This window comes from Bowmanella pacifica, from assembly GCF_014645355.1.
Taxonomy (GTDB): Bacteria; Pseudomonadota; Gammaproteobacteria; order Enterobacterales; family Alteromonadaceae; genus Bowmanella; species Bowmanella pacifica.
This window is the reverse complement of record NZ_BMLS01000007.1, coordinates 59708-76454: the sequence shown is the minus strand read 5'-3', so window position 1 is coordinate 76454 and position 16747 is coordinate 59708. Positions and strand designations below refer to the sequence as shown.

General features: G+C 50.4%; 12 protein-coding genes. 8 read left to right on the top strand and 4 right to left on the bottom strand.

Features of this window, described 5'->3' with window-relative positions:
• The first annotated feature begins 25 nt into the window (after positions 1 to 25).
• The 7 genes from IEX02_RS17340 to purF all read left to right on the top strand — a co-directional run bounded on the left by IEX02_RS17340 (position 26) and on the right by purF (position 8719).
• Positions 26 to 2791 (top strand): FimV/HubP family polar landmark protein, encoded by a 2766-nt coding sequence (locus IEX02_RS17340; RefSeq protein ID WP_188698116.1) that lies wholly within the window; start codon positions 26 to 28, stop codon positions 2789 to 2791.
• A 68-nt stretch (positions 2792 to 2859) separates the two neighbouring features.
• Positions 2860 to 3654: a tRNA pseudouridine(38-40) synthase TruA gene (truA, locus tag IEX02_RS17335; protein ID WP_188698113.1), complete on the top strand. Its 795-nt coding sequence runs from the start codon at positions 2860 to 2862 to the stop codon at positions 3652 to 3654.
• Between the two features lie 181 nt (positions 3655 to 3835).
• Complete coding sequence (gene accD / locus IEX02_RS17330; RefSeq protein WP_188698110.1) at positions 3836 to 4687, top strand: acetyl-CoA carboxylase, carboxyltransferase subunit beta; 852 nt, start codon at positions 3836 to 3838, stop codon at positions 4685 to 4687.
• A 3-nt stretch (positions 4688 to 4690) separates the two neighbouring features.
• The gene (folC, locus tag IEX02_RS17325; protein ID WP_188698107.1) at positions 4691 to 5941 is read left to right on the top strand and encodes a bifunctional tetrahydrofolate synthase/dihydrofolate synthase; all 1251 of its coding nucleotides are present in this window, start codon (positions 4691 to 4693) and stop codon (positions 5939 to 5941) included.
• A 33-nt stretch (positions 5942 to 5974) separates the two neighbouring features.
• Entirely contained in the window at positions 5975 to 6550 is a 576-nt protein-coding gene (locus IEX02_RS17320) for an SPOR domain-containing protein (RefSeq protein WP_188698105.1), read from the top strand.
• Positions 6551 to 6665: 115 nt separating this feature from the next.
• Entirely contained in the window at positions 6666 to 7151 is a 486-nt protein-coding gene (locus tag IEX02_RS17315) for a CvpA family protein (RefSeq protein WP_188698102.1), read from the top strand.
• Positions 7152 to 7198: 47 nt separating this feature from the next.
• A complete protein-coding gene (gene purF / locus IEX02_RS17310; protein WP_188698100.1) occupies positions 7199 to 8719 on the top strand; it encodes an amidophosphoribosyltransferase in 1521 nt (506 codons plus the stop codon).
• Between the two features lie 272 nt (positions 8720 to 8991).
• Here the strand turns inward: purF and IEX02_RS17305 are convergent, their stop codons facing one another.
• Positions 8992 to 9591: a Yip1 family protein gene (locus IEX02_RS17305; protein WP_188698097.1), complete on the bottom strand. Its 600-nt coding sequence runs from the start codon at positions 9589 to 9591 to the stop codon at positions 8992 to 8994.
• A 361-nt stretch (positions 9592 to 9952) separates the two neighbouring features.
• Between IEX02_RS17305 and miaE the strand changes: the two genes are divergently transcribed.
• Entirely contained in the window at positions 9953 to 10726 is a 774-nt protein-coding gene (gene miaE / locus IEX02_RS17300) for a tRNA isopentenyl-2-thiomethyl-A-37 hydroxylase MiaE (RefSeq protein WP_229702279.1), read from the top strand.
• 29 nt (positions 10727 to 10755) lie between these two features.
• Here the strand turns inward: miaE and IEX02_RS17295 are convergent, their stop codons facing one another.
• The 3 genes from IEX02_RS17295 to IEX02_RS17285 form a co-directional block, all read right to left on the bottom strand.
• Positions 10756 to 12750 carry a metallophosphoesterase family protein gene (locus tag IEX02_RS17295; protein WP_229702278.1) on the bottom strand — a complete coding sequence of 665 codons (1995 nt, stop codon included), beginning with the start codon at positions 12748 to 12750 and terminating at the stop codon, positions 10756 to 10758.
• A gap of 161 nt (positions 12751 to 12911) precedes the next feature.
• Positions 12912 to 14576 (bottom strand): Aq_1262 family (lipo)protein, encoded by a 1665-nt coding sequence (locus IEX02_RS17290; protein ID WP_188698094.1) that lies wholly within the window; start codon positions 14574 to 14576, stop codon positions 12912 to 12914.
• Between the two features lie 68 nt (positions 14577 to 14644).
• On the bottom strand, positions 14645 to 16696 hold the full coding sequence (locus IEX02_RS17285; RefSeq protein WP_229702277.1) for an alkaline phosphatase PhoX: 2052 nt from the start codon (positions 16694 to 16696) through the stop codon (positions 14645 to 14647).
• Positions 16697 to 16747: the final 51 nt, after the last annotated feature.

The window sequence follows — 16747 nt, the reverse complement described above, 5'->3', positions numbered from 1 at the left end:
TTTGTTGGGGCGGCGAAGGACAAATATGAGAATACGACAGTTGCTGATGCTTTGTTTAGCAAGTTTTTTCTCCCTTAGCCTGTCACTGACCAGTCATGCCCAGTCTATTGAGATAAAAGGCCCCAAAAACGCCACCCGTGAATATTCCGGCGTAGTTTATGGTCCGATAACCTCAGATGATACCTTGTGGCGCATCGCACAGCGGTATCGCCAGAATAAATCCCTGAGTATCTATCAGGTGATGGTGGCCATTTACGAGCTCAACCCCAACGCCTTTGAAAGACAGAATCTGAATCTAATGGTAGACGGCGCCATGCTGCGTCTGCCCAGCGAACAATATATTGCCCGTATTGATGCGGCGCTGGCTAAACAAAAAGCCGACCTAGATGATCAGGCGCTGAAAAAGCCTACCGCCAAGAAACCCAATGCAACCCCCGCACAACCCGAACCTGGCAGCAGCCTGGTTACGCCTCAAAATGCGGCCAGTACAGATGAGCTAGCACAAACCCGTCAGGCCATTGAGGCAAAACTTAGCAATATCGATGAGGAAAACCGCCAACAATTCGACAGTCTGAGGCAACAAATTGCCGCTTCTATCGATTCGGTGCAGGCTCTGCTGGATGAAAATAATCAAGTGCTGCAACGACTGGATAAGGTGAATGAAGATATTGAAGCCTTACGCCAGAGTCAGGAGCAGGATAAAACACAGTTGTCCTCATTGCTAAGTCAGCAGAATGAATTGGTGGATTTTTCCCGCGAGATTAAAACGCAGCAGGAAGCCGAGCGTCAGCAAAGTTGGCTAAGCAGCCCAGCGACCATAATTGGCGCTACGTTGATTCCGGCACTGTTGCTCCTGGGAGGACTCGCATTCTGGCTACGTCGACGTAATCAGGAAGCGCAGCCACAGCCCGCAGTTACTCAAGCGCCCCCTCCAGCACCAGTGGTTGAAGACAGCCCGATGGATGATTTGTCCGACGCGCTGACGGATGAACTATCTGGTGAACTGGAAGCTGATAATAAAGACGACGACTTGTTTGGCGAAGAACTGCTTGATGATGTCCTGACCGATGAGTTGGAAGAGTCCTTGGATGCTGCTCTTGGCGAGGAGTTTGATGACTTCCAGGAGTTAGCTGATGAAATGCTGGTGCCGGAAGAAAAAGCCGAGCAACAAAAGCAAGCGGACGATGCTGGTTTGCTGGATCAAAATGAGCTGGATGACTTGTTCGGCGAAGACCAGGAATTGCTGGATGAAGTCAGTGATTTGGATGACAGTCAGGCCATTGAATTATCCGAAGTAGATGAGGTTAATACTGCGCAAACGGCCGACACTAGCGATGATGACTGGGATGAAGGGCTTAATGAATTATCGACGCCTCCCTCAAACGATGAGAAGCCAGAGATCAGCATCGATGAATTGTTGGACGAACCCATGGCACAAAGCGCCGAGTCTGACGACGATGACTTTGACTTGGATGACTTCAACAAAGATACCGCGCTGAGCGATGAATTAATCGAGCAACTTGATCAGGAAATTGCCAGTCAGGGTAAGCAGTTAGATGAGCTAACCGACGAGTTGTTGATGGAATTGGAGCAAGCCGACAACTTGCAGGACGATTTGGCTGATGAACTGCTTGCTGAGCTGGAACAAGGCGAGGAACAGTTACTCTCTGATGAGCCAGATGAGAGCGAAACGACGCAGGTCGACGCCCAGTCAGAAGTGTCGGAAATGGACGACTTATCCGATGAATTACTCAATGAACTGGAAGCCGAGCAGCCTCCGGTGGATGATAAAGAGGTAGACGAGCCGGCTGATATCGACTCGGATACTGCAGAGCCAGAGCCAGAGCCAGAGCCAGAGCCAGAGCCAGAGCCAGAGCCAGAGCCAGAGCCAGAGCCATTGTCCGCCCAACAAGCCGAAGAGCTGGACACTATGTTGGCAGAGGATTTTGCTGATGAATTGACAGATCCTGTAGAAAACGAGCTGGCCGAATTTGAGCAGGCGCTGGAGGCGTTTGAACAGGAAGACCAGCAAGCACAGAGCGAAAGCCAGCCACCAGAAAATCATCAATCGGATCAAGGGGCTGAGATTGAGGAACCTGCGGCATCAACAGAGCCAGGTCTGGATGATATTCTGGATGATGATGCCTTGGAGCAGGCTCTGGCTGATATGGCCGATGAGCCACTGGACTCCGAAGAGCTGGCGAAAGAGTTAGATGAACTGCCAGCCCTGGGGGATTGGCTGGAAGGTAAGAAAAATCCTGAGAGTGCTCAGGTTCGGGAAGACGAACAGCTGTTAGATGAATTGGAGTCCTCTGACTTTGATGACATGCTGGAGTCTATTGAGTCCACTGATGCCCAAGATTCTGAAGCTGAGTCGCTTCAGGCGCAGGATGAGCGCGTTGGGCAAGACGAACAGGAATTAGATTTAGAAGCACTGCTTAACGAGCATTTACAGGATCCTGAGCCGCCGACGCCGCTGGCCGAATCAGAAGATGATTTCCTGGATATTGACGCTCTGCTGAATGAAAGCGTTGAAGCGGAAGAAGAGCCTCAAACCGAGAAGGCATTGAATCTGGATGTGGATCTTGATCAGTATGCCAGCGTCAAAGATGATGAGGACAGAGTGGATGTCGATCAGGACGGTGGCATCAGCGCTAAATTGGATTTGGCGCGTGCTTATTTGGAAATGGACGACAAAGAATCTGCAATTGAACTGTTACAGCAGGTTATCGACAAAGGCAGTGACGAGCAGCAAGGCGAAGCAAAGACTATATTGCAGGCCTTGGTGTAAGGCGTTAGTTTTAACCGTACTCGATATTCCTGATATACTCCGGCCACTTTTTATGGCGGAGTGAAGGCATGCGGATTGCCCTGGGCATTGAATACGACGGTTCCAAATACTATGGCTGGCAGCGCCAGCGCGAAGTTAACAGTGTTCAACAAGAACTGGAAACCGCATTAAGCCGCATTGCTGACCAACCTATCGAACTGGCCTGTGCCGGTCGCACCGATGCCGGGGTACACGCTACCGGCCAGGTGGTGCACTTTGACGTGGACAACCCCAGAGCGATGCGAGCCTGGACACTGGGAATGAACGCCAGTTTGCCAGACGACATAGCGGTAAGATGGGCTGTGCAGGTCGCGGACGATTTTCATGCCCGTTTTTCTGCTACGGCCCGCCGTTATCGTTACGTTATTTATAACCATCCATTGCGCTCTGGTATTCTTCGCCAGGGAGTAACCCATTATCATAGTCAACTGGATGTGGACCGTATGAATACGGCAGCCCAATGTTTGCTTGGTGAACATGACTTCAGTGCCTTTAGGGCCGCTATTTGCCAGTCTAAGTCGCCGTTTCGTAACGTGACCCACGTGGCGTTGCATCGTTTGGGTGACTATGTGGTGTTAGAAATTCAGGCCAATGCCTTTTTGCACCATATGGTGCGTAATATCACCGGCTCCTTGCTGGAAATCGGCAGTGGGCGACGTCCGGTGGAGTGGTTGGCGGAGCTGCTGGCGGGTAAAGACCGATCTCTGGCGGCTGCGACGGCCAAGCCCAATGGCCTATACTTGGTGGATGTAAGTTATCCAGATCAGTATCAGTTGCCAACCCTTGCACCCGGTCCTTTGTTTTTGCCGGTTCATCTGAGCTGAGTTTGAATACAACTTCTAAGACCAGTTAATATTTTTGGTCGAACCGCGATTTATGCTCTAATAGCGCAAATTTATCTGGGGCATGCCGAGCTATACTGGTGTATGACCCGGCGGCAGTAATGTCGGCCACCAAATTATAAAGCAGCGCAAGGCGTTGCATAACAGCAGGAATAAGGGTTTCATGAGCTGGATTCAGAAAATACTTCCCCGTACCCAACAGTCGTCTTCCAATAAGGCCAATGTGCCAGAAGGGGTTTGGACTAAATGTTCCGAGTGTAATGCCACCCTGTATAAGCAGGAGTTGGAGCGCCAGTTGGAAGTCTGCCCCAAATGTGACAACCATATGCGCATCAGTGCCAGGGCACGTATTGACAGTTTTCTTGACCAGGGCGAGCGTGTTGAGCTGGGTGGCGATTTAGAGCCCCAGGATCTGCTTAAATTCAAAGATTCGAAAAAGTATAAAGATCGTATCGTGGCGGCACAAAAGTCCACTAACGAGAAAGATGCGTTGGTGGTGATGAAGGGGAAACTGCATGGTAAGCCCGTCGTGGTGGCGGCCTTTGAATTCGCCTTTATGGGAGGTTCAATGGCCTCTGTTGTCGGGGCGCGTTTTGTCAAGGCGGTTGAAGCCTGTCTGGAAAATAACTGTCCATTGGTGTGTTTTTCTACCAGTGGTGGTGCACGTATGCAGGAAGCCTTACTGTCGCTGATGCAGATGGCTAAAACCAGTGCGGCACTGGCTAAAATGAGTGAAAAAGGCTTGCCGTATATTTCAGTGCTGACCGACCCTACTATGGGCGGTGTATCCGCCAGTTTGGCGATGCTGGGTGACGTGAACGTTGCCGAACCTAAGGCGCTGATTGGCTTTGCTGGTCCACGTGTTATTGAACAAACCGTGCGTGAGAAACTGCCGCCGGGCTTCCAGCGCAGTGAGTTTTTGCTGGAAAAGGGCGCCATCGATATGATCGTTGACCGCCGCGAGATGCGTGACAGACTCTTTGGTCTGCTTGATAAACTGCATCATTCCAACTGATTTATGTCTCACATATCCAATAACCAGCCTTCCAGTTTGGAAGGCTGGCTGCAATATCTCGAATCTATTCACCCGTCCACCATCGATATGGGCTTGGCCCGAACGCAGGACGTCTTTACACGCCTGAAGTTGGATTTCAGTCATATCAAGGTGATTACCGTTGCTGGAACTAACGGTAAAGGCACTACTTGTACATTCCTGGAACAGGCGTTCAGACAGCTTGGTCAAAGCACCTGCGTATACAGTTCCCCCCATATACTGGATTACCGTGAGCGCTTACGTGTAAACGGTGAAATGCTGGACGAGGCTGCACATTGCCGGGCATTTGCCAAAGTCGAGCAGGCCAGGGCAGAGATTAGTCTGACCTATTTTGAATTTGGAACCCTGGCGGCGTTGGTGCTGATCGCAGAGCGAAAACCAGATGTTGCGATACTTGAGGTAGGACTGGGCGGCAGACTGGATGCCGTGAACGTACTGGATGCGGATATGGGTGTCATCACCACCATTGATCTTGATCATCAGGATTGGTTAGGGGATACCAGAGAGCTGGTGGCAGCCGAAAAGGCGGGGATCTTCCGTCAGCAAGGTGCGGCGGTGATTGGTGAAAGCCAGCCCCCATCAAATCTATTTCAGATAGCTGACGAACTGCAATTAGATGCCAGTTGGCAGGGACAGGATTTCAGCTATCAGCTGGATGGTGAGCAATTCCATTGGCAAAGCCAGTCTGGTAAGACCCTATGCGGTCCTTTACCGGCAATTCCTGCCGCTAATGTGTCCACCGCGCTGTGCGTGTTGGAGCGTATGGGGGAGCTGTCGAAGTTAGACGTTCCCAGGTTGCTGCACGAAGTAAACGTTGTGGGGCGCTGTCAGCTCGTAGGTAAACATCCTGCTGTGCTAGTGGATGTGGCGCATAACCCTCAGTCAGCCGATTATCTGCTTAGTCAGATTCACCGGTTTTCTGCCAGCAAGGTGCACTTGGTGGTGGGGATGTTGAAAGACAAAGATATTCGCGCCTGCCTAACGCCGTTTACAGACTTAACGCCCAACTGGTATCTGGCTCCTCTTGCCGGTCCTCGTGGCGCTAGTGCGGCCATGTTGGCTGATTTGCTGCCTGATGGGCAAAAAGTGCTAGAATGCCAATCTGTTAAGCATGCATACCAGCAAGCCCTGCAAAATGCACAGGCGGAGGATCTGGTGGTGGTGTTTGGTTCGTTTTTCACTGTGGCCGAGGTATTGGAACCGACCGCCCAATAAACCCATTTGACAGCCAAGTCGGGGGAGGTAGTTTTGTCTTCAGCATTCCAGAATCGCCTGGTGGGTACCATTATCCTGGTCGCGCTGGCGGTGATTTTTCTGCCGGACCTGCTAGATGGAGAGAAGGTCTCCCATAAAGATACCTTTTTGCCGGTACCACCACGTCCTGCACAGGAACCAGTGTCAGAGACTGAGTCTTTTCCTATCGACGAGGTTCGTGAACGCGTTAGTCGCACTGTGGAAGTGGTGGAAGATGTAGCGTTGGATGACCCTGTAGAAAGCGTTGCCAGCGATGAGCCTGTCGACGCGCACGCGCCGCCGGTGGCACAGGCCGAATCGGCCCCTGTCAGTGAACCTGAGACTGTTACTGCCGGCTGGGTAGTACAGTTGGGCAGTTTTCGTCACCAGAAGAATGTTAAGGAACTGACCGATAAACTGGAAGCGGCTGGTTATCGCACTTTTAGTCGTAAGATTAAAACCAGTGCAGGGGAGTTGACCAAAGTCTTTGTTGGGCCGGACTTACAACGTGATAAGCTGGACAAAGCCTTACCACACCTCAAAGAGCTGACGTCTTTGCAGGGTAAAATAACCAAATTCAGGGCTGAATGATTCAGCCCTTTGTTTTTTCAGACCTTGGCATTCTCTCGCTAAAGCACGTAATAAAGAAGATTTTCAAACTGGCTTCTGCTAGAATGCGCGCGGCATTTTTCCATCGATTAACGGCATGAACTGGATCGACTACTGCATTATCGGCATCATCCTGCTTTCTACTTTGATTAGCCTGGTTCGGGGCTTCGTCAAGGAGGCTGTCTCCCTCGCCGTTTGGTTTGCCGCTTTTTTTGTTTCCAGTCAGTTTTATGCCGATTTAGCGGTCTATCTGGATAATATTTCCGACCAGGTACTGCGTAACGGCGCTGCTATCGCAATTTTGTTTGTTGCCACGCTGATTTTAGGCGGCCTGTTAAACTATCTTATTGGCCAGATGGTCCAATACACCGGCTTGTCGGGCACTGATCGTGCTTTGGGAGCGGTATTTGGCCTACTGCGTGGTGCGCTGGTGGTCAGTGCACTATTGTTTTTTATGGACGCGTTTACCGGCTTTGGCCAGGCACAGTGGTGGCAGCAGTCCATCCTTATCCCAGAATTCAGTATTGTCATCGAATGGTTCTTCGAATACCTGCAGAACCATTCCAGTTTCTTAAACCCTTGAGCATCGACGCCTTTGGCAAGATGCGCTGGAAAATATAGGTAACTTGCATGTGTGGTATCGTAGGTATCGTGGGTAAAGGCCCGGTCAATCAGGCTTTATATGATGGATTGACTGTATTGCAGCACCGTGGGCAGGATGCTGCTGGTATCGTCACAGTAGACGATGGCATGTTCAACTTGCGTAAGGCCAATGGATTGGTTCGGGATGTGTTCCATAGCCGCCATATGCAGCGTCTGACAGGGAACTTTGGTATCGGTCATGCCCGTTACCCAACTGCCGGCTCATCAAGCTCAGCGGAAGCCCAACCTTTCTATGTGAACTCTCCCTTTGGTATTGCCTTTGCCCACAATGGCAACCTGACCAACGCCCACGAGTTGGAAGAAGAGGTGTTCCGTATTGCCCGTCGCCATATTAACACTACCTCTGATTCTGAGTTGCTGTTAAACATCTTCGCTCACGAATTACAGGAAGGCTCTGGACTGACGTTAGATCCTCAGGATGTCTTCAATGCAGTTAGCCGCGTTCATCGTAAGATTAAAGGCGCCTATGCCGTAGTGGCGGCTATTATAGGTAACGGTATGGTGGCATTTCGCGACCCCCATGGTATCCGCCCTCTGGCGCTGGGTAAGCGCGAAACCGAGTTTGGTGACGAGTACATGGTGGCCTCTGAGAGCGTTGCGCTGGATGTAGTGGGCTTTACCTTTATTCGTGACGTTGCCCCTGGCGAAGCCATTTATGTGACCGAAGACGGTCAGCTGTTTACGCAGCAATGTGCCGACCACCCCAGCCATTCCCCCTGTATTTTTGAATTTGTATATTTTGCTCGTCCTGACTCCTTTATCGACGGCATTTCGGTATACGCTTCACGAGTGAATATGGGGCGTAAACTGGGGCAGAAAATTGCTCGTGAGTGGGCTGATTTAGATATTGATGTGGTGATTCCAATCCCGGAAACCTCCAATGATATCGCACTGCAAATCGCTCAGGAGCTAGACCTTCCGTATCGTCAGGGCTATGTGAAGAACCGTTATATCGGTCGTACCTTTATCATGCCAGGACAAACCCAGCGTAAAAAATCCGTACGTCGTAAGCTCAATGCAATCTCTTCTGAATTTGCAGGCAAGAACGTGTTGCTGGTAGATGATTCTATCGTGCGTGGTACCACGTCCGAGCAGATTATTACCATGGCTCGCGAATCAGGTGCGAAGAAGGTTTATTTCGCTTCTGCCGCGCCAGAGATTCGTTTCCCCAACGTGTATGGTATCGATATGCCGTCCGCCAATGAGTTGATTGCCCATGGTCGCGAAATTGATGAAATTTGCGAGTTGATTAAAGCCGACGGACTAATCTTTCAGGATATCGAAGATTTGGTGGAAGCGGTTCGTGAAGAGAACCCGGAAATCGTTCGCTTTGAGACCTCAGTGTTTGATGGTGAGTATATTACCGGTGATGTGGATCAGGACTATCTGAACCGACTGGAATTGTTACGCAATGACAATGCGAAACATAAAAAAGGTCAGATGGAATTATGCAATCTGGAAATCCACAACCTGGACGGTGAAGCCTAATACTGGTTGTTGAATATCGCCGTTCCAGTTCATCCATGAACTCACGGTATACGACCACCAGGGACGGTGGAAGTGCAGAAAATGCAGGAGCAACTTTTCTGCCGACCACCAGGGACGGTGGAAGTGCAGAAAATGCAGGAGCAACTTTTCTGCCCGTTCATCCCTGAACATCGCCGTTCTAGTTCATCCATGAACTCACGGCATACCGTTCATCCCTGAACATAAAAGCCACCTCAGCAGGTGGCTTTTTTACTTTTGACTATGGGTTAGTTTCAGGTCATATATTCAGGCCCGAATCCCATGCTCCAGAGGATCACGGAAGCGGCCATTATAATCACCAAGAGCACGAGTCCACAGGTCACTACCGAACTGGCATAGATAAAGCCTTTTTCTTCCGGAATTTTCATAATAATAGGAACACCGGAATAAAGTAGATAAACCGAGTAGGTTAATCCGGCTAAACCTATCATCATCACAAACCACAGAACGGGATACAGCGCCGCAAAACCGACCATAAACAGCGGTGTAGCGGTATAGGCTGCCAACTCCAGTGATTGAGTAAAGGATGGTTTAGCATCAAAGGTTTGTGCCATCCAGTGCACCAGATAAGCCAGACCAAGCACGCCGGCAACCAAAGCCAGGTACATACCTATGCTCATCATCATGGCACTTTGTTCGGTAAGTTTAATGACATCGCCGACACCGATACTCCAGCCTAAATGGGCGGCAGAGTAGTAAGCGGTAATCGCGGGAATTAAGGCCACGATAAGAATGTGGGTCAGGCTGTATGTTAGACTTTCATGACGTTTTTCAATGGTCTGCCATTCTTCCTTGGGGTGAGCATAAAGACCCCATAGATGGTTCAGGATCATAATCTACCTCACTTAGCGCATTGGCGTTTGCTACGTTGGTCCCGACGTTAAGGCGGGGAATGAATTAATGCCTTAACATTAATTTAACATTAGTTTCTGTGACCAGACCGAATTCGTCAATAGTTTATTTTATGTACAAAATAATCCTCTATTTTTCAGATGGTTACTTTTTGAACTTAAGCCTTAGCAGGGCGCTGAATAGCTGGTTTGGGTGAAAAATGTACAGTCTTGTTCGGGGAGAATAAACTGCGTTAATTACCCAGTGACTTAGATGGCGGCTTTTCCGGGGGGAGCCGTTGTCAGGTCGTTTTCACCTGCTTCGGGGCTTAAAACCGGGTAAAATGCCCAGGTTGGATTCCGGATGCTGTTATTTATGTTGAATAGTCTGTTACAACCCATTCATGGATTTTTGCACAATACCACCCCGCAAGCCTGGCTAGATGAGGCGGCTAAGCCGAAAAGTTTGCCGATCCTTCTTATTGATCACGCTAATTGCGAGTTGAAGGCGGCCCAAACCGCCATGTGGTTGATTCGCACTTATGCGGTGGAAAAGGAAAGCGCTGATGCCTTATTGGCCTGGCTTAAGCCTTATGAGGACTATGTTTATCGACGTATTGGCAGTGGCGACTTTAGCGGCTATCAGTCGGGATTATCCAAAAAGCTTATCAGTAAGACGGAGTTTGCCTTCGGTGATGAACTGATCGACAAAATGGTACTGCTTATCAAAGAAGAGTTGCATCATTTTCAACAGGTCATGGAATTTCTTGACCAGCGCGGCATTGCCTATGAAAACTTAAGTGCCGGTCGCTATGCCAAGGGGCTGATGCAGCAGGTGCGTAACCATGAACCAGCACGACTGGTGGATAAGCTGATTTGCGGTGCTTATATTGAGGCCCGTTCCTGTGAGCGTTTTGCGGCTCTGGCACCTTATATGGATAAAGAGCTGGGTGATTTTTATGTTTCTCTGCTACGCAGTGAAGCCCGGCATTTTCAGGATTATCTGACTCTGGCTGAGAAAATTGCCGGTGACGATATAAGCGCCCGAGTCCAACATTTCGGTCTGGTCGAGGCTGAGCTGATCAGCAGCCCGGATACTGAACTGCGTTTTCACAGTGGCAGCTTTATTGAACAATAGGGTAGTCCCTTACCCTATTTTGTATTTGATTAGCGGTTAATCAGCGCCAGTTCAACATCAGCGTTAAGCACCGCCCACCAACGATTGCCGTAGGTTTTATCAATACCAACCAATGGTTGGTTCTCGCAGCCAGCGCCGCGGGCAGGCATGCTTGTCAGCCAGTCTGCATGCCAGCTTTGCTCAATCACGCAGTCGGCAGTGGCCAGTGGTTGCCATTGGCCGTCCTGTACTGTTGCCAGTATCAGCTTGTCAGTCTGCAGGTTATCCGGGCCGGTAAACTGCACGACGTAGCTGTCGGCTTTAGCATTGCTGATATCCCAACTTTGTTTTGCCGAGGTTGGCAGGGCGACCGGTGGCTTGTGGCTGCCATCGGTGTGTGACATGGGTAGGCCGTTTTCGCTTTGAATATCTTTAGGCGCGCCGTATGCGCTTTGATAGCGCCCGGTTTGATTTTGAGTACCACTGATAATCAAGCGATCTGTGGCCGTATCGGTGGTTTTATCCAGCCAACTTAAAGTGACATGTTCTTTTAGGTCAATAGTGGTCTCAGGGATCAACAACTCATCCTCTGCGTCATCGGGGATAACGCGTAATGGGCTATTCAGGTTAGGCGTCCAGGACTCATGGGCGATAAACAGCCATTGGTAAGCCAGACGCGTTAAGTCCATCAGGCTCTCTGCGCGGCTGATTCCTGGGGTATACGACATGCTACGGGTGCGGGTATCAGTGCGGTTGAAGGTATCGTTGCTGCCGCCGATCAGGCGGGCAAAGGTACCATCCTCAGCGTAACAGTCTGTGGTCAGATATTGGGTCTGGAACACCAATACCGGGCGGGTGTCATGGTGAATGGAATTGGGGTAGATCATAGTTTCACAGCGATTGTTGCTGCGTGAGAACTTGTCCATCAGATACCAGTTGGCACTGAACTGTTGGTCCGCATTATTGCTCTTGGCAGTATGAGGCGCGGCATAGCTTTGGTAATCCACTCTGGGGCCTGTGAAGGTGAGCAGGCTGGAATTAACATCAAAATGCTCTGAGCCTTTGTCATAGGTGGCATTTTTTTGTGCCACCACCATCTGCACCAGCTCACGCTCACCATAGCGGTATTCGTAGCCTTTATATGAGGCATTACCGGCCATGATTTGGGTGTAAGCGCCCATTTTATAATTCCCACCTGTGGGCGTGGAACCCGAGGGCAGGGTAGTGAGGGTGGTTTTGGCAGTGATCAGCGAGCGCTGGTATTGATGCTCATGGCCTTGCACGTAGATTACATCGTGCTCGGCGAAAAACTGGCGAATCTGCGGCTGTACATCGTATACCCAACCATCATCTTTGGTGCCATCGACAATCTGCTCACGGGTTTGACCGTATTTGGCACCAATGAGTCCATCGTGACTGGCTACCACAATATGCTCAATCTGGTCCTCAAGGCTAAGCACAGTGTCTTTTATCCACTGGAATGCAATAGGCAGATTGTAATAGGCCAAGCCAATAACCAGCACATTGTCCCGTACTACGTAGTAGTTCACCCATTCATAGCCGGGCATATGAACGGCATCCTCCGGGATAAACTCACGCATATTGTCTATCCATTGCACGGTATAGGCGTAACTGGTTTCGTGATTGCCCATTACCGGCAGAAATTCAATGCCTTGCTCACGATATTGACGGGCTACAGACATCCACTCGTCAAATTCTACTGTGCTGCCTTTATCTGTCAGGTCGCCCAGGGCGATAACCATATTCACGCCTTTTCCGGCCTGATGTTTTAATACTTCACTCATCGGATGCATGGCCACATGGGCCTGACCTTGCGCATCGGTGCCACCTTGGGTATCTGGGAGTAAACCGAGTACAAATTTATTTGGGGTTGTGGGTTGGGGCGTAGGTTCCGGCGCCGGCGTTTGGGTAGCCGGTGGCGAAGGGGTGTCGTAGTCTGAGCCACCACAGGCACTGAGTGCGGCAGCAACAAGGCCGCATATAAATGGACGAAGTAATGTGTTTGTTTTTATTGCCGTTGGCATCTTGTGTTTCCTGAAGGTTAAAAGCCATAGATCACAACAGCCGTTGATGACGCTTTTATTTAATCAATACGAAGGTTGTTTGAATGTTTTTTGATCATTGGTTTGAGGGTGGACAAATATCGGTTAGGGCTGACCTTTGCTCAAGGCCAGCCCGGGAGCGATTAAAATGCACTGAGAATATCTTTGATACCGGTGGGCTGGTTAGCTTCAACTTGTTTGTGCAACACCTTATCAAGGGGGGCTAGCACGGCATCGCGTCCCTGATGAAAGCTCTGTTCGTCAACGATAAGCTTGTAGGCCTTGTTCAAAGCTAAGGCTCGCTCAATGCTTGGCATCAGCAAGGTGGATATGTCCTGATTGAGACGGGCGAACATGGCAGCTTTGGGGCGGCCCTTGCTATCAAAGAACTTATCCTGCACTTCCTGATTAGCGCGGAATTCATCGCCGGTAGGGTTTTGCTTGAGGTAATAGCTGTATTCGTATTCACCGTCGCTTTCACGTCTGGGTTCTGGCAATCCAGCCAGGGATTTTTGCTGCCAGTGATACCAGCCTTGCTGGAAGTTATCTGCAGGCAACTTACGGTAGAAGGACAGGGTGGTGTCTACTAAGGCCCCCATGCCGCTGTGACAACCGGCACAAGTACCATGCTCTTCAAAGGTTTGTGGGCGCAGTTCGCCTTGCTTATCTTCAATAAACCCCTGATAGGTCCAGCCCTGAGCAATTTGCACGCCCCGTTCGGCGTCACCGCGTAGCAATTTAGTGCGACTGGGGAAGTCATGACGTTCTTTAATCTCATCGGCTACGATAACTTCTAATTGATAGTAGGTCAGCCACTGGTCTTTACGGGCGTAACGCAGCTCCTTCATACGGGGTGCCATGGCTATCTGTTGCTGCGCATTGACATCCAGGTAGCGCACTGAATGCAAAAACTCAGTGCCTTCAGGGAAAAGCTTGGCGGCCAGGTGTAAATCGCCGTTCTTTTGTGCCAGCCTGGCTTTACCTACATAGCTCATCCAGCGTTTTTCTAACGGTGCCCAGTCGTATTTCACCTTACTGGCCATACCTAGCTGACCGTCTTTGTCCAAATCCACGCTAAAGAGGTGTTCATCCACCGGGTCGATGGGGATATCCTGCTCGCGGATCAGGGCCTCAACTATGGCTAAATTGGTTTTATATACAGTCAGGTCAAACTGACCTTGCTCGTTTTGGCGTAGTACCTCGGCCAGTCGAATACTGACATCGTCGGTTGAGCCATTAGTGGGCATAAAACTGCCCGGCATAGGGTAATAGGCATAGCTGCGCCAGCCTGTATATTCCCCTGCGGGGCTGCGATCAAAACCTTGCTGGTCAAAGTTAAAATAACTATCCGGTAGATAGCCATCCCACCTGCCATTGTTATTTTGATCAAAGGCCAGCGCTTGCTTGGTTAAACGCTGCGCCAACTTGATCTCGCCTTTGTCATCCAGATAGTTATCTTCACGGACATAATTAAGTATGTCCTTGTCTGCGATAGCAGCGATCTGTTTTTGCCTGTCCTTGTACATATTCAGCCAGGGATTGAGCAGGGCTTTTTCTGGAAAGCTGTATGCTTGTTGAACGTCGGTATCGTTTAGCAGGTTAGGACGCTTACTGTTGGTATGGCAGGCATAGCAGGGGTTGGTGGTGAGCGTGCTGTTAACCACAGGGTCTGTGTAACACTGCGGTGGAATGTATGGGGTGGCATGACTGAGTTTATTGACATACTGCGCAGAACTGGCCTGCGCTGAATGGGAAACAAGGCTGAAAATCGTCAGGGCAGCCAGGGGGTAAAAAGTGCGGCGGAACATAATCAATCTCTTTATCAATACACAAAAAGGGGGCATGCGCCCCCAGTTGATATCATCAAGCTAATGTTTTATTCAGACTTAGCCGGGAATGGACCGACATAACCGGTGTAGGCACGGCTCTCACCTGTGCCTGTGTCCTTGTCGCCATCAGATTCCCCGTAAGGGTGCTGGATTACACTGGTCAGGTAGGCCCAGCCGTTAATGTTCGGATACCAGTAAGGTGAGGTGGTTTCTGAACCGTAAGGTGTGGTTTGAATACGCGACAGTTTCTGGGTTTGCAGATCAAGGGCCCAAATCACGTCATTCTGGTGACCGCTACCAGTATCTTCCCCGATGATCAGGGTGTCATGGCCGGTCATATAAGTGACGTTATCTGGGTTGGCGATACCGTCGATATGACAGTCGTTCATGCCGTTGGCAAACTCGGCTGGGTTAGCCTTCACTGTGGCGGTGTTGGCCATGCCAGCCACGGCAGGAACACCCTGAATCAAACCGCTGATATTTTTTGCCACATAGTCAGAGCCAATACCGTTATCGGCGGACACATCCAACTGATACACGCCACCACATTGGTTGTAGCCAATCTTGATATCGTTGTTGCCGCCTTTGTCATAAGAGCTGCTGGCACTACCGTTTTTACCGAAGTCTTCCATACCACGACCAATTTCAGACATGGCCAGATATAGCTTGTTACGGGTAGCGTCGTAAGTGATGCCTTCTTCTTTACGCAGTTCGGTGGTGGCACCGAGCATGGCGGCATAGCGGCGGGTTTCCAGGCGGGAGGCCACTTTTTCCATACCGCTTTTCAGCTTCAGGCATTCCTGGCCGACGCCATTTTGGTTGACTGAGGTGTAGCCGGCGGCGCAGTTGCCATCAACCGGGTCGAGCGTATCAAAGATATCGGCAAACTTAAGCTGTGTATTGCCGTCAACATAAGGTCGGATTTCTTCGTCAGTGGCATGACCCAATTCAATCCAGCTCAGGTTGGCAGCTCCCATACCTTCGGCACTGGTTTGTTGCCATTTCATGGCATACAAGGTGCCAGCGGTGAGATCGCCTGCCACATCAGCGATATACATATACAAGCCCACGTTGGTACCGTCATCGGTCATATACACGGTTTTTTGATCAGGCATAACATACGCCAGCTCGTAAGCCAGACGACCGAAAGAGTAGTGCTTGCTCATCTCTGCTGCCGGTGTGGCCTGGCTGGCATCGACTTCTATCTCAATAGGCCAACCTAACTGGTAAGGGTTCCACTTAGTGACGTCATTGTTATGGTATTCCATAAAAGGCGCGGAATAGCCGTCATCCAGCGCGTCTTGTCCGGTTACCAGATAGCGGGCATCCGGCTCATATTCCTCTGAGGCGAAATGGGTATTCCAGGGCGTAACTGAGCCGGCACAATGCACCCAACCACCGTTAATGTTGGACATATCCAATTGCCACAGCTTCTTCACACTCAATTCGCCGTTGCTCTTGTCCTGGTCCAGTTCCATCATAAACATGGCGCCGGGGCGTGATTCGATTTGTGATACAGAGAACAAACGGTCGCCAATGGGTAACAAGGAGGTGAACTCGTTGGAGTCGGAAATCTTACGTGCACCGTCTTCGGAGTACAGGGGCTGACCATTGCTGTCAATCAACTGACCAAAGGCCACATCGCCATACTCGTCACCAGAGCGGGCCAGGATATGGTAGCCCACATCCAGCATGCGGGTTTCGTTGCCATCTACGGCTTTAGCCTGGCCCACCAGAATTTGGCGTTTTTCATAGTTGCTGGCGGGGGCGGCTACGCTATCAAACTGAATACGGGCTGTGGCGGCCAGTGGCTGCGCGCCGGCGGCAGCAGAACAGACCACGGACTCGCTTTGTACTTCGTCATCATCTAACTGCTGGTTATTGTTCTTATCCAGGCCGGCTTGCATCTTTGTGGCACCGTGCGGGCATTCATTACTGGCTGGCATATCAATCACTTTGGTGAGGCTGCTCAACCCGTTGCTGCCATCTGTGCCATTGCTGCCGTCTTTGCCGTCATCACTGCAGGCGATCAAGGTGATCATGGGGATACCAATCAGTAGTGCGCGAATGCTCACGGCAAGTTTCGACTGACTAAACATAAAGCGGTCCTCTCTCTTGTTCTTGAATGTTGTTGTGACTTTTCCTGTTTG

Bases quoted from the DNA above. Each gene is read 5' to 3' on its own strand.
- IEX02_RS17340 (WP_188698116.1), top strand. From the start codon at position 26: ATGAGAATACGACAGTTGCTGATGCTTTGTTTAGCAAGTTTTTTCTCC.
- truA (WP_188698113.1), top strand. From the start codon at position 2,860: ATGCGGATTGCCCTGGGCATTGAATACGACGGTTCCAAATACTATGGC.
- accD (WP_188698110.1), top strand. From the start codon at position 3,836: ATGAGCTGGATTCAGAAAATACTTCCCCGTACCCAACAGTCGTCTTCC.
- folC (WP_188698107.1), top strand. From the start codon at position 4,691: ATGTCTCACATATCCAATAACCAGCCTTCCAGTTTGGAAGGCTGGCTG.
- IEX02_RS17315 (WP_188698102.1), top strand. From the start codon at position 6,666: ATGAACTGGATCGACTACTGCATTATCGGCATCATCCTGCTTTCTACT.
- purF (WP_188698100.1), top strand. From the start codon at position 7,199: ATGTGTGGTATCGTAGGTATCGTGGGTAAAGGCCCGGTCAATCAGGCT.
- IEX02_RS17305 (WP_188698097.1), bottom strand. From the start codon at position 9,591: ATGATCCTGAACCATCTATGGGGTCTTTATGCTCACCCCAAGGAAGAA.
- miaE (WP_229702279.1), top strand. From the start codon at position 9,953: ATGCTGTTATTTATGTTGAATAGTCTGTTACAACCCATTCATGGATTT.
- IEX02_RS17295 (WP_229702278.1), bottom strand. From the start codon at position 12,750: ATGCCAACGGCAATAAAAACAAACACATTACTTCGTCCATTTATATGC.
- IEX02_RS17290 (WP_188698094.1), bottom strand. From the start codon at position 14,576: ATGTTCCGCCGCACTTTTTACCCCCTGGCTGCCCTGACGATTTTCAGC.
- IEX02_RS17285 (WP_229702277.1), bottom strand. From the start codon at position 16,696: ATGTTTAGTCAGTCGAAACTTGCCGTGAGCATTCGCGCACTACTGATT.